The organism is Curtobacterium sp. VKM Ac-2887, from assembly GCF_015350935.1.
GTDB lineage: Bacteria > Actinomycetota > Actinomycetes > Actinomycetales > Microbacteriaceae > Curtobacterium.
This window is the reverse complement of sequence record NZ_JADKSB010000020.1, coordinates 25,331-38,201: the sequence shown is the minus strand read 5'-3', so window position 1 is coordinate 38,201 and position 12,871 is coordinate 25,331. Positions and strand designations below refer to the sequence as shown.

Sequence of the window (12,871 nt, the reverse complement as noted above, 5' to 3'; positions counted from 1 at the left end):
CCCGTCGCCCCGCCAGCGTCAGCGGACGGCGGCGCGCCCCAGCTCGATGAGCTCGGTGACCAACTCGCCGTAGGACACACCCGACGCCGCCCAGCAGCGCGGGTACATCGACAGCGGGGTGAACCCGGGCATCGTGTTGACCTCGTTCACGACGAAGCCGTCGTCGGTCAGGAAGCAGTCGACCCGGGCGAGCCCCGAGCCACCGATGGCCTCGAACGCACGGGCACCGATCGACCGGATCTCGTCGGTCTGCGCCTCGGTGAGCGGCGCCGGGCACAGCAGGGACTCATCGCCACCGAGGTACTTCGACGCGAAGTCGTAGAAGCCGTCCTCCGCCACGACGATCTCGCCGGGCAGGCTCGTGCGCGGCGCACCGTCACGGCCCTCGAGCACGGCGACCTCGACCTCGCGGCCGACGACGCGGGGTTCGACGATCACCTTGGAGTCGTGCTCGAACGCCAGGTCCATCGCGGCGCCGAGTTCGTCGGGGCCGTCGACGCGCGAGACACCCATGCTCGACCCGGCGCGTGCCGGCTTCACGAACAGCGGCCAGCCGTGCGCCGCGATCGTCTCGGCGACGTCGACCGGGTCGGCCGCCCACTCGCGGCGGAGCACGGTCGTCCAGGGAGCGACCCGCAGACCGGCGTGCTCGAGGACAGCCTTCGCGACGTGCTTGTCCATCGCCAGGGCGCTGGCGAGCACGCCGTCACCGACGTACGGCAGACCAGCGATCTCGAGCAGGCCCTGGATCGTGCCGTCCTCGCCGAACGGACCGTGCAGGATCGGGAACACCACGTCGACGGCGACGGTCGTGACCGAGCCGTCCGGGTGCGAGACGACGAGTTCGTTCGTCGCCGGCGACGTCGGGAACGCCACACGCGTGCCGTTGTCGGGCACGGTCGGCAGGGAGCCGTCGCGGATCGCCCACTGCGAGGGGTCGTCGGACTGCAGCGTGAACGCGCCGTCCTTCGTGATGCCGATCGGGACGATCTGGTACTCGGTGCGGTCGACGACGTCCATGATGCCGCCGGCGGTCACGCAGCTGATCTCGTGCTCGCTCGAGCGCCCGCCGAACAGGACGGCGACGGTGGTCGTGGGAACGTCGGTTCCCTCGGGGATCGTGGGCACGGGAGTCCCTTCGTGACTCGGTGCGGGACCGGTCACTCGCCCTGGGGCTCGTCGGTCTCGGTGAGGTGCGGCGCGATGTTGCGCGGATCGAGCCTACCGGCGAGGACCTCGCCGACCTGGCTGACGATGGGCATGTCGACGCCGTTCGCGGCGGCGAGCTCGAGGATCGGTGCGACGGACGCCAGGCCCTCGGCGGTCTGGTTCATCTGCCGCACGACCTCGTCGAACCGGTACCCCTGCCCGAGCAGGCGCCCGGCGGTGTTGTTCCGGGACAGCGGTGACTGGCAGGTGGCGATGAGGTCACCGAGGCCCGCGAGGCCCGACAGGGTCGACGGCTGCGCGCCGAGCGACACCGCGAACTCGGTCATCTCGGCGAGGCCGCGGGTGATGATCGACGCCTTGGTGTTCTCGCCGTAGCCGACACCGTCGACGATGCCGATCGCCACGGCGATGAGGTTCTTCAGCACGCCGCCGAACTCGGTGCCGATGACGTCGGTGTTGATGAACGACCGGAAGTACGGGTTCGTCGCGACCGCGGCGACAGCGGTCGCGGTCTCCACGCTCGACGACGACACCACGGCGGCGGTCGGCTGCCGGCGGGCGATCTCGAGCGCCAGGTTCGGTCCGCTCGCGACGGCGATGCGGTCCTGGTCGATGCCGAGCCCCTGGAGCAGGACCTCGCTCATCCGCAGGCCGGTGCTCTTCTCGACGCCCTTCATCAGGCTGACGACGGGAACACCGGCGGGCAGGAGCTCACGGATCGCGTCGAGGTTCGAGCGCAGGGTCTGCGACGGCACCGACACGTACACCTGGGTGGCGCCGTCGAGCACCCGCTCGAGCGATGTCGACGCCGTGAGGGTGCGGGGCAGGTTGATGCCGGGCAGGTAGTCGGAGTTCCGCTTCGTCTCGGTGATCTCGCGGGCGACCTCGGGACGCCGGGCCCACACGACCGTGGAGGCACCGCCCTCGGCGAGCACCTTCGCGAACGTGGTGCCCCAGCTGCCGGCACCGATGACCGCCACGCGGGGCTTGTCGGTCGACTGCATCACCACCCGGATCGCGGCGGTGTCGAAGGCACCCGGCGCTGCGGCGACGGGGTCGGGACGATCGTCGTGCGGGCGGAGGTCACTCAAACCGGCCGGTCTCCTTCTGGTTGTTCGCCGCCGGGTCCCAGCGGGTCTTCGGGGCCTGCTCGCCACGGAGCTGCTCGAGCAGCGACGTGATGCGCTGCATGAGCAGCTCGGTGGCCTCGATCAGCATCTGCTGGTCGATCGGCCGGCCACGGTAGGCGGACAGGTCGACGGGGTCGCCGACGATGACGTCCACGCGCGACCGCGGGAACAGGCGGAGCTTGTTGGAGTAGCGCGCCATGATGCCCTGCGTGCCCCAGTGGGCCATCGGGATCAACGGCACGTCGTTCTCGAGCGCGATGCGGACGGCACCGGTCTTGCCGCGCATCGGCCACAGGTCGGGGTCGCGGGTGAGCGTGCCCTCGGGGTAGACGATGATCGCCCCACCCTGCTCGATGAGCGACCGCCCGCCGCCGAGTGGGTCGCTCAACCGGGTGCGGCCGGAGCGCTCGACCGGGATCTGCCCCATGCCGGACATGAGCTTGCCGAAGACGGGCACCTTGAACAGCGAGGCCTTGGCCAGGAACCGCGGGGCCCGCCGACTGATGTAGACGGCGGTGCCGACGACCAGCGGGTCGATGTTCGTGAAGTGGTTCGGGGCGAGCACGAAGGCACCGTCTGCCGGCAGGCGGTTCGGGCCGTACCAGTGGTAGTTCGACGAGAACCGGAACGTCGGGATGACGACCGACGCCACGATGCGGAACGCGGGGTTGAGCTCCCCACGCTTCCAGCGCCGTCCACGCACCGGCAGGCCGGTCGCGACCTGCACGGCGGACGCACCACGGGCCTCCCGGCCATCGCCCTGGCGCGACGGGCCGTCACCAGGACGCGACGGACCGTCACCCGGCCGCGACGGACCGTCACCCGGCTGCGGAACCGACACCGCGACTAACCCGCGAAGTCGAAGTCGGCGCCCAGCTTCCGCAGCTTCGGGATGAAGTGCTCGTAGCCGCGGCTGATGATGCCGACGTTGGTGATGTGGGACTCGCCGTCGGCGGTCAGCGCCGCGATGAGGTGGCTGAAGCCACCGCGCAGGTCGGGGACCCGGACGTTCGCCGCGTGCAGCGTCGTCGGACCGGTGATGACCGCGGCCTGCTCGAACGGGCGACGGGCGACACGGCGGTCGTGCCCGGGCAGCCCCTCCTTGTGGACGACGATGTCGGCGCCCATCTCGTTCAGCGCATCGGTGAAGCCGAAGCGGTTCTCGTACACGGTCTCGTGCACGATGCTCTGCCCCTCGGCCTGGGTCAGCGCCACGACGAGCGGCTGCTGCCAGTCGGTCATGAAGCCGGGGTGCACGTCGGTCTCGATGACGACGGGCTTGAGGGTGTCGCGCTCGCGGTAGAACCGGATGCCGTCCTCTTGCACGTCGAAACCGCCGCCGACCTTGCGGAAGACGTTGAGGAACGTCATGAGCTCCTGCTGGTTCGCCCCCTCGACGAAGATGTCACCGTCGGTGGCGAGCGCGGCGGAGGCCCAGCTGGCGGCCTCGTTGCGGTCGTTGATCGCACGGTGCGTGTAGCCGCGCAGCGACTCGACGCCCTCGATGAAGATGACGCGGTTCGGCTCGACGGACACGATCGCGCCCATCTTCTGCAGGATCGCGATGAGGTCCATGATCTCGGGCTCGATCGCCGCGTTCCGCAGCTCCGTGACGCCGGTCGCCAGGACGGACGACAACAGGACCTGCTCGGTCGCGCCGACGCTCGGGTACGGCAGCTCGATGGACGCGCCCTTCAGCCCGTTCGGAGCCGTCAGGTGGATGCCGTTGACCTGCTTGTCGACGACCGCACCCATCGCGCGGAGCGCGTCGAGGTGGAAGTCGATCGGGCGGTCGCCGATGCGGCAGCCGCCGAGGTCGGGGATGAACGCCTCGCCGAGCTTGTGCAGCAGCGGGCCGCAGAACAGGATCGGGATGCGGCTCGAGCCGGCGTGGGCGTCGATCTCGGCGAAGTGCGCCGACTCGACGTTGGCCGGGTCGAGGATGAGCTCGCCTCGTGCAGGATCGGTGATGCGCACGCCGTGCACCTCGAGCAGCCCACGGACGACCTTGACGTCGGAGATGTCCGGGACGTCCTTGAGGATCGACGGGGTGTCACCGAGCAGCGACGCCACCATGGCCTTGGTCGCGAGGTTCTTCGCCCCGCGGACCTCGATGCGCCCCACGAGCGGCTTGCCCCCGCGGATGACGATCTCGTCCGACTTGAGGCCCACGCGCGCCCCTGCGGCCGCTGCGTCCTGTACGAGAGAGTTCACTACTTCACCGGCAATGTCTTCGGCCGCCAACTGGAGCGGCGGGATTCGAACTCCGTGATCGAGGTCTCGTCACGGAGGGTGAGCCCGATGTCGTCGAGCCCTTCCATCAACCGCCAACGAGTGTAAGCGTCGATCTCGAAGGGGACGTCCACATCCCCGAGCGACACGCGCTGCGCCACCAGGTCCACGGTCGCCGACACCCCCGGGTTCCGCTCGATCTCGGCCCAGAGCCGCTCGACTTCCGATTCGGTCACGATCGCGGTGACGAGGCCCTGCTTGCCCGCGTTGCCCTTGAAGATGTCGGCGAACCGGGGCGAGATGACGACCGCGAAGCCGAAGTCACGCAGTGCCCAGACCGCGTGCTCGCGGGACGAGCCGGTGCCGAAGTCCGGGCCGGCCACCAGGACCTTCGCGCCCTGGTACTCGGGCTGGTTCAGCACGAAGTCGGGGTCCTGGCGCCAGCCGGAGAACAGGGCGTCCTCGAAGCCGGTCTTCGTGACGCGCTTGAGGTAGACCGCGGGGATGATCTGGTCGGTGTCGACGTTCGACCGCTTGAGCGGGGCGGCGATGCCGATGACGGTGGTGATCTTGTCCATCAGAAGGTCCCCTCGGTGGTGTTCGCTGTGTCGGTCACGTTCGCCAGTGCGTCGTCGGTCGCCAGGTCCCACGGGCTGGACAGCGTGCCGCGGATCGCGGTGGCGGCGGCGACGAGCGGCGACACCAGGTGGGTGCGCCCGCCCTTGCCCTGGCGCCCCTCGAAGTTGCGGTTCGACGTGCTCGCGCAGCGCTCCCCCGGTGCGAGCTGGTCGGGGTTCATGCCGAGGCACATCGAGCACCCGGCGAACCGCCACTCGGCGCCGAACTCCTTGATCACGACGTCGAGCCCCTCGGCCTCGGCCTCGAGCCGGACCCGAGCGGACCCCGGCACCACCATGACCCGGACGCCGTCGGCCTTCTTGCGGCCCTGGATGATCGACGCGAAGGCCCGCAGGTCCTCGATGCGCGAGTTCGTGCACGAGCCCATGAAGACCGCGTCGACGGCGATGTCCTTCATCGGGGTGCCGGCGGCGATGTCCATGTAGTCGAGGGCCCGCTGCGCAGCGGCCTGGTCGTTCGGGTCTTCGAAGTCGAGAGGCGAAGGCACGTTCTCCGACAGCGAGACGCCCTGGCCGGGGTTGGTGCCCCAGGTGACGAAGGGCTCGAGGTCGTCGGCGTCGATGAAGACCTCGGCGTCGAACACGGCGTCGTCGTCGGTCGCCAGGGTGTCCCAGTACGCGACGGCATCGTCCCAGTCGGAACCGGTCGGGGCGTGGTCGCGGCCCTGGACGTAGTCGTAGGTGATCTGGTCGGGGGCGACCATGCCGGCGCGGGCACCGGCCTCGATCGACATGTTGCAGATCGTCATCCGGCCCTCCATCGAGAGCGCACGGATCGCGGAACCGCGGTACTCGAGCACGTAGCCCTGTCCGCCGCCGGTGCCGATCTTCGCGATGACCGCCAGGATGATGTCCTTCGCGGTCACGCCCGGACGCAGCGTGCCCTCGACCGTGATCGCCATCGTCTTGAAGGGCTTCAGCGGCAGGGTCTGCGTGGCCAGGACGTGCTCGACCTCGGAGGTGCCGATGCCGAACGCCATGGCCCCGAACGCCCCGTGGGTGCTGGTGTGCGAGTCGCCGCAGACGACGGTGATGCCGGGCATCGTCAGGCCGAGCTGCGGGCCGACGACGTGCACGATCCCCTGCTCCTTGTCGCCGAGGGAGTGCAGGCGGACCCCGAACTCCTCGCAGTTGCGGCGCAGGGTCTCGATCTGGATCCGGCTCGTCGGGTCCGCGATGGGGCGGTCGATGGCGAGCGTCGGGGTGTTGTGGTCCTCGGTCGCGATCGTCAGGTCGAGCCGGCGCACCGGGCGCCCGGCCTGGCGCAGGCCGTCGAACGCCTGCGGGCTCGTGACCTCGTGCACGAGGTGGAGGTCGATGTAGAGGAGGTCCGGGTTCCCGTCCTCACCCTTGACCACGACGTGGTCGTCCCACACCTTCTCGGCGAGCGTCCTACCCATGAGCTCGACTCCCTCGTTCTCGTCGTTGCGCCGCGACCGCGGCACGATCAGGCGACTCTACCATTGGTATACCAACGCGTCGTCGCGTTCTCCACGTGGTGCGACGGTCGACCGGGAGGCCCGTGGCGACTCGACGACACCCGTCGCGGTGGGAAGATGGTCGGGACATGACGACACCTGCGCACTCGACCCGGACGATCAACCTCGAGGGCGCGGCACGCGCAGCGATCGCGGGCGGTGCACCACTGGCGCTGCTCATCGCCCTCGGGATGCCGGGCTACGCCGCGTTCGCGATGTTCGCCGGGTTCACCGCGATCTTCGGGGCGACCGAGCCGTACCGGCAGCGCGCCGTCACCACGGGCGTCGCGGGTGCGCTGCAGACCCTGTGCATGTTCGCGGGCATCGGCGTCGCCCTGCTCGGCTCCCCGCTCTGGCTGCAGGCGACCGGACTCGTCGTCGTGCTCGTCGTCGCGGTCTGCACCCTGTCGACCCTGCGGACGATCCCCGCGCAGCCGATCTTCCCCGTCTTCGCGTTCGTGGTCTCCGCCCTCGTGCCGCTCAGGCCCGCGGACGTCCCGCTCGTCGCCACGATCATCGTCTGCTCGGTCGTCTGGGCGTGGCTCGTCGCGATGTCCGGGTTCGTCATCCGGCACGTGTGGCACCCGCGCGCCCCGCACCGGTTCCGGCCGCTGGCGCCGCTCAAGGAGCGCGGCTTCGGCATCCTCCGCACGGCCGCGCTGTGGGAGACCGTGGCGCTCAACGTCGTGGGGTCGCTCGTCGCCGGCGCGGTGGCGTCGACCATCCCCTGGCTCGGGCACCCGTACTGGGCCGTCATCGCGGTGGTGTCGACCCTGCCCGCACTCCGCCAGCGGCACACCGTGATCCGGGCGTTCCAGCGCTTCATCGGCACGATCGGCGGCACCGTGATCGCCGTCGGGATCCTGCTGCTCGAGCCGTCGGCGTGGTGGATCGTCGTCATCGCCGTCGTGGGGCAGTTCTTCGCGGAGATCTTCGTCGCCCGGAACTACGCCGTCTGCCTGCTGTTCCTGACCCCGCTCGCCCTCGCCGTGTCGTGGCTGAGCCTGCCCGAGGCCCCGGAGCTCCTCGCGCTCGACCGGGTCGCGCAGACCACCCTCGGTGCGCTCGTCAGCGTCGGGCTGTTGTTCGTGGGGCGTGCGATCGAGCGGCGGCGCGGCCGAGCCCTGGGTGCCACGAGCGCGATCCGTACCGTCTGAGTACCTGGAGACCCGTGCCGTACCTGGTCGTTCCGGGCACACCTGGTCGTTTCTTCTGACCAGGTATGCCCGATTTCACCGACCATCGCGCGCGTTCGGGGAAAGAACGGGCGCGTCAGTCGCGGGGCTGGATGTTCCAGGCGTCGATGACCGGGCGGCCGTGCTCGTACCCGAGGACGCTGACCGATGCGGTACCGAGCTTCAGTACGGCACCGTCCTGCGGCGCGAGCCGGATCCACGCGGCGCCGAGGGCACGCAGCACGTGGCCGTGCGCGACGAACACGGCGTCCTGGCCCTCGGCGAGCACCGGACGAGCGCGGTTCAGGATGCGCTCGACGCGGACCCGGACCTCGGCGGCGTTCTCACCGGGGGTGTCACCGGCAGGTACTCCATCGGTCCAGAGGTCCCACGGCCCGTGGCGCAGCACCTTGATCTGCGGAGTGGTGAGCCCTTCGTACGCGCCGTAGTCCCACTCGTACAGGTCCTCGTCGAGCTCGGGGTCGACGCCGATCAGGTGCGCGGTGTCGCGGGCACGCTGCAGCGGACTCGACAGGGCCAACGCGAACGAGCGGTCGGCCAGGTACCGGCCGGCGCGCTTCGCCTGCTCGACACCGTTGTCCGTCAGCGGGATGTCGGTGCGGCCGGTGTGCTGCCCGCTCTTCGACCACTCCGTCTCTCCGTGACGGACGAGGACGAGTTCGCCGGGGCGTTCCGAGGTCATGAGTTCCTTCCGATCCAGAGGCCGAGCGCAGCTGCGCCGACCGAGACGACGAGCATCCCGAGGCCGTGCAGGACGGCGAGCCGGGGCTTGCCGGATCGGAGGAGCTGGACGGTCTCGACGCTCGCCGTCGAGAACGTCGTGTACCCACCCATCATGCCCGTCCCGAGCACCGCGACCGCCGGGAGCGGGATCGTCCCGGCCTGCCCGAGGCCGGTGAGCAGGCCGAGGACGAGCGATCCCGACACGTTGATCAGCACGGTCCCGAGCGGGAACCCGGCAGTCCGCGAGCGGGACGTGCGCGTCTTGACGAGGCCGTCGAGCAGGAACCGGAGCGCGGCTCCGACTCCCCCGCCGACGGCGACGAGCAGCAGGTCGAGCGGGTTCACGACGCGCCTCCGTCCCGGCCGGTCGGACGCGGTCGGAGCCGCCCGGCGATCAACACCCCGAGCGCGACGGCGACGAGCCCGAGGACGACGGACAGCAGCGCGTACCCGCTGCCCGCACCCCACCGGCCGACGTCGAGCAACTGCGCGGTGTCGTCGGCGAGCGTGCTGTACGTCGTGAAGCCGCCGAGCACGCCGGTGCCGACGAACAGCCGGAGCGTGCGGCGCCCCTCGACGTCGGGCCCACGCATCGCGAGCGCCTCGAGCAGGAGCCCGAGGCAGAAGGCCCCGACGACGTTGATCGCGAGGATCAGCCAGCTGATGCCGTCGTGGCCGGGGAACGCCTCGGCGAGCAGTGCGCGGATCGCGGTCCCGATCGCGCCGCCGAGTGCGACGAGGGCGAGGAAGCGCCAGCGGAGGTGCGGCGGTCGCGCATCGGTCATCGGTACTCCTATCGCCGAGCACGCCGGATCGTCTCCGCGCGTGCGGTGTTCTCGGGATAGGGACCGTTGGCGCCTCGTGCGCGGTTGGGTCCGGCAGGCCCCACTGCCGGGTCTGACGACCCGTCCAGCGTACTGCTCAGTCGACGACGGCGGCGATCGCCTCGACCTCGACGAGCTGGTCGTCGTAGCCGAGGACGGTCACGCCGAGCAGCGTGCTCGGCACGTCGTGGTCTCCCATCGCGGCGCGGACGACGTCCCAGGCGGCGACGAGGTCCTGCTGCTCGGTCGTCGCGACGAGCACCCGCGTCTGGACGAGGTCGTCGACCCCCGCGCCGGCGGCTGCGAGCGCCGTCCGCAGGTTCGCGATGCACTGCGCGGCTTGCCCGGCCACATCACCGACGGCGACCGTCGCGCCGTGCTCGTCGAGCGGACACGCCCCCGCGAGGAACACGAGCCGTGTCCCGGCCGCCACGGTGCACGCGTAGGCGTACTCCGCGACGTCACTGAGCGCTGCGGACCGGATGAGCTGGACGGCACTGGACACGGAAGCAGCCTGGCACACGACGACGAAACCCCCGGCGAGCCGGAGCTCGTCGGGGGTTTCGTGGTGCTGGTGACCCCAGCGGGATTCGAACCCGCGTTACCGCCGTGAGAGGGCAGCGTACTAGGCCGCTATACGATGGGGCCGCGGCTGTTGTCGGACTCGGAGCATGTCACCTGTGGTGACCCCAGCGGGATTCGAACCCGCGTTACCGCCGTGAGAGGGCAGCGTACTAGGCCGCTATACGATGGGGCCGTTCCGACAACTCGACAAGTATTGCACAAGCCGCGCATCGCGCCAAAACGAGGCGTGTCGCCCGGGTGTGCCGCCATGCCGCGCCCGGCATACGGCGCTCGCTGCGCGTGCAGATTCCGACAGAACACCGGTTGAACGACGCGCGTTCTGTCGCAACATGCACACGCATCGGTTGCGTGCGCATCGAGCGACGAAACACCCGTCGAACGACGCGCGCTCTGTCGCAACATGCACACGCATCCGTCGCGCGGCCGTGGACGCGACCGCCCATCGGACGGGAGGCGCGGGGCGGGCCCCCCCACGGGCCTCCCGTCCGACCGCGCGCACGTCCGGAGCCGCGCTTCGTGAGCAGGAATGGTCGCGTCGGTCGGTCCCACCCGACCATTTCTGCTCACGAAGCGACCACGGCGCGGTCCCGCGCGGTCAGATCGTGAGGGACTCCCCCGGCCGCAGGATCTCGAGCACGCCGTGCGGGGTGAGCGCCTCGCGCAGCCGACCGGTGTGCATGCCGTAGCCGACGTCGGAGAGCGTGGCCTCGTGGATCGGGTAGGCACGGGCCGGGGCGAGCGCGGCGACGTAGTCCATCATCTCGGCGACCTTGAGCCACGGGGCACCGACGGGTGCGGCGAGGACCTCGACGGGCACGCCCGGGTCGGTGTACGAGTCGCCGGGGTGGAAGAGCGCGCGGTTCACGAGCACGCCGGTGTTGTCGACGATCGGCACCGAGGAGTGGATGAGCTGGTGCCGCGTGCCGTGGAAGTCGAGCTCGAACGGGCCGACGGTGCGGTGGTCGCCGTCGGTGACTACCTCGACCGCGATGCCGGAGTCGGCGAGCGCCGCGCGGACGCCCTCGGGGCCGAATACCACGGCGTCGGGGTTGGCGGCGAGGATCCGTTGCAGCTGCTCGGGCGTGACGTGGTCGGGGTGTTCGTGGGTGACGACGACCGCGACGACCCCGGTCGCGTCGACGGGGCGGGTGAAGTCGCCCGGGTCGAGCACCAGGCGGGCATCGCCGTCCGACAGGATCTGGCAGGCGTGTTCGAGCTTCGTGACCTCCATGCGGGCGACGCTACCCGCGGCGGGCCGGGCGGGCTCGGGCGGGGGCCGACTCGGAACGACGTCTCCGTTGTCGTACGACATCGCGATCGTCGTTCCGAGTCGATCCCGCCCACACACCACCACACACGCCTCACCCCGGCGGCGGCCCCGTCGTCCCCCGCACCACCAGGTGCGCCGGCGCCGCGACGATCGCTCCGGCAGCGCCACCGTCGACCTCGGCCAGCACTGCCCGCGCCGCTGCCCGCCCCTGCGCCTCCGGGTCCTGTGCCACGGTCGTCAGGCCCACGGTGGCGCCGTACTCGTGGCCGTCGATCCCGATCACGGAGACGTCCCCCGGCACCGACAGCCCGGCCCGCCCAGCGGCGAGGAGCACCCCGAGCGCCATCTCGTCCGACGCGCACAACACGGCAGTCGGGCGATCGGGCCCGGCCCCAGCACCGGTGACGGCGGCGGCACCAGTGCGCCCGCCGAACAGCGCGTTCCCCGCCGCCAGCCCGCCGGCGAACGAGAACCGCCCGTCGAGCAGCCACCGGTCCGGCACCGCGTGTCCGGCGGCCCGCATCGCGTCGACGAACCCGTCCCGCCGCAGGTGCGGCACCGCCACGTTCATGCCGGCCTCGTCCTGCCCGCCGACGTAGGCGACCCGTCGGTGGCCGAGGCCGCACAGGTGGTCGACCGCGATCCGGGTGACGGCTCGGTCGTCGACCCCGATGTTCCGCAGGCCCGGTGCGGGTCCGCCGATGACGATCATCGGGTGCCGGGTGAGTTCGAGCTCGGCACGCTCGGTCGCGTCGAGCACCAGGGACAGCAGGACCAGAGCGTCGACACGGTGCCGCAGCATCGAACGCCGGAACGCCCGGTCGCGGTCGCCGCCCGGCCCGCCCAGGTTGTAGAGCACGAGGTCGTACCCGGCCCGCCGGAGTTCCGCGTCGACGCCGCCGAGTGCCTTGACGTAGAACCACCGGTCGATCACAGGCACGACGACGCCCACGGCACGCTGCCGCCCGGTGGCGAGTCCGGCCGCCGCCGAGCTCGGGACGTACCCGAGTTCGTCGGCGACCCGTCGGACCTCGTCGATCGTGGTCTCCGCCACGTTCTCCATGCCGCGCAGCGCCCGCGACACCGTGGACTTCGACAGTCCCGTGACGGTCGCGATCTCCTGGATCCCCATCGATGCGACCCGGGAGGCCCGTCAGCCGTCCGTACCGTGTGTCACGCCCGCCGGACGGTCGGCTGCAGTGCCGGGGACGGCTTGCGCGACGGCCGCTGCGGCCCGGCGCGCCCGGTGCGGTGCACGACGACCCGCTGGTGCGAGCTCGTCCCACCCGCTGTGCTGGTGCACCCGCCCGTCCGCCGAGGGCCGTGGCTGACGACGGGTGTCGTCGCCGCGAGCGGTGCGGACGGGGGCGACGGCAGGAGCGGCACCGATGCCGTCGGCGGCCCCGTCGACGACCGCGTGGCGGCGGAGTACCCGCACCCGCCACCGGTCGAGCGCCACGACCCCGAGCACGCACACCAGCAGGGTGAGTGCCCAGCCGAGTGCCGGTCGACCGGTGACCTCGCAGAACACCGTGGCGCCGAGGAACAGGATGCCGAACATGCCGACGAAGCCGATCGCCTCTTCGATCCGGGCCGTGGGCCGGGTGGGTCCGCGCTGTGCCATG

The 12,871-nt window shown here is 71.0% G+C and carries 14 protein-coding genes and 2 tRNA genes; 1 reads left to right on the top strand and 15 read right to left on the bottom strand.

Translation table 11 applies throughout. The features are described 5' to 3' along the window. Positions 1-18 precede the first annotated feature (18 nt). The 6 genes from ITJ69_RS17400 to leuC form a co-directional block, all read right to left on the bottom strand. Entirely contained in the window at positions 19-1,128 is a 1,110-nt protein-coding gene (locus ITJ69_RS17400) for a D-alanine--D-alanine ligase family protein (protein WP_279432384.1), read from the bottom strand. A 32-nt stretch (positions 1,129-1,160) separates the two neighbouring features. Then, a complete protein-coding gene (locus ITJ69_RS17395; RefSeq protein ID WP_194673471.1) occupies positions 1,161-2,174 on the bottom strand; it encodes an NAD(P)H-dependent glycerol-3-phosphate dehydrogenase in 1,014 nt (337 codons plus the stop codon). A 79-nt stretch (positions 2,175-2,253) separates the two neighbouring features. Beyond that, positions 2,254-3,027 carry a lysophospholipid acyltransferase family protein gene (locus ITJ69_RS17390; protein WP_111086096.1) on the bottom strand — a complete coding sequence of 258 codons (774 nt, stop codon included), beginning with the start codon at positions 3,025-3,027 and terminating at the stop codon, positions 2,254-2,256. A gap of 119 nt (positions 3,028-3,146) precedes the next feature. Further along, a complete protein-coding gene (gene murA, locus ITJ69_RS17385) occupies positions 3,147-4,514 on the bottom strand; it encodes a UDP-N-acetylglucosamine 1-carboxyvinyltransferase (RefSeq protein WP_123294811.1) in 1,368 nt (455 codons plus the stop codon). After that, positions 4,514-5,110: a 3-isopropylmalate dehydratase small subunit gene (leuD, locus tag ITJ69_RS17380; protein WP_194673461.1), complete on the bottom strand. Its 597-nt coding sequence runs from the start codon at positions 5,108-5,110 to the stop codon at positions 4,514-4,516. Before leuD ends, murA begins: the two co-directional genes overlap by 1 nt. Further along, positions 5,110-6,570 (bottom strand): 3-isopropylmalate dehydratase large subunit, encoded by a 1,461-nt coding sequence (gene leuC / locus ITJ69_RS17375; protein ID WP_111086048.1) that lies wholly within the window; start codon positions 6,568-6,570, stop codon positions 5,110-5,112. Before leuC ends, leuD begins: the two co-directional genes overlap by 1 nt. Before the next feature lie 167 nt (positions 6,571-6,737). Here leuC and ITJ69_RS17370 point away from each other — a divergent pair, with 167 nt between their 5' ends. Then, the gene (locus ITJ69_RS17370) at positions 6,738-7,805 is read left to right on the top strand and encodes an FUSC family protein (RefSeq protein ID WP_131846386.1); all 1,068 of its coding nucleotides are present in this window, start codon (positions 6,738-6,740) and stop codon (positions 7,803-7,805) included. Positions 7,806-7,920: 115 nt separating this feature from the next. Here the strand turns inward: ITJ69_RS17370 and ITJ69_RS17365 are convergent, their stop codons facing one another. The 9 genes from ITJ69_RS17365 to ITJ69_RS17325 all read right to left on the bottom strand — a co-directional run bounded on the left by ITJ69_RS17365 (position 7,921) and on the right by ITJ69_RS17325 (position 12,870). Further along, positions 7,921-8,526 (bottom strand): histidine phosphatase family protein, encoded by a 606-nt coding sequence (locus ITJ69_RS17365; RefSeq protein WP_123937670.1) that lies wholly within the window; start codon positions 8,524-8,526, stop codon positions 7,921-7,923. Continuing rightward, the gene (gene crcB, locus ITJ69_RS17360; RefSeq protein ID WP_111086045.1) at positions 8,523-8,912 is read right to left on the bottom strand and encodes a fluoride efflux transporter CrcB; all 390 of its coding nucleotides are present in this window, start codon (positions 8,910-8,912) and stop codon (positions 8,523-8,525) included. The genes ITJ69_RS17365 and crcB overlap by 4 nt, the downstream gene beginning before the upstream one ends. Continuing rightward, positions 8,909-9,352 carry a fluoride efflux transporter FluC gene (locus tag ITJ69_RS17355; RefSeq protein ID WP_159572581.1) on the bottom strand — a complete coding sequence of 148 codons (444 nt, stop codon included), beginning with the start codon at positions 9,350-9,352 and terminating at the stop codon, positions 8,909-8,911. The genes crcB and ITJ69_RS17355 overlap by 4 nt, the downstream gene beginning before the upstream one ends. A 136-nt stretch (positions 9,353-9,488) precedes the next feature. Next, a complete protein-coding gene (locus ITJ69_RS17350) occupies positions 9,489-9,896 on the bottom strand; it encodes a RidA family protein (RefSeq protein ID WP_194673460.1) in 408 nt (135 codons plus the stop codon). A gap of 67 nt (positions 9,897-9,963) precedes the next feature. After that, positions 9,964-10,039: transfer RNA gene (locus tag ITJ69_RS17345), tRNA-Glu, on the bottom strand. 33 nt (positions 10,040-10,072) lie between these two features. Continuing rightward, positions 10,073-10,148, bottom strand: a tRNA-Glu gene (locus ITJ69_RS17340). A 423-nt stretch (positions 10,149-10,571) separates the two neighbouring features. Further along, positions 10,572-11,207, bottom strand: a complete 636-nt coding sequence (locus ITJ69_RS17335) for an MBL fold metallo-hydrolase (protein WP_194673459.1) — start codon at positions 11,205-11,207, stop codon at positions 10,572-10,574. 130 nt (positions 11,208-11,337) lie between these two features. Continuing rightward, on the bottom strand, positions 11,338-12,378 hold the full coding sequence (locus ITJ69_RS17330; RefSeq protein ID WP_194673458.1) for a LacI family DNA-binding transcriptional regulator: 1,041 nt from the start codon (positions 12,376-12,378) through the stop codon (positions 11,338-11,340). A gap of 21 nt (positions 12,379-12,399) precedes the next feature. Further along, a complete protein-coding gene (locus ITJ69_RS17325; protein WP_194673457.1) occupies positions 12,400-12,870 on the bottom strand; it encodes a hypothetical protein in 471 nt (156 codons plus the stop codon). Position 12,871: the final 1 nt, after the last annotated feature.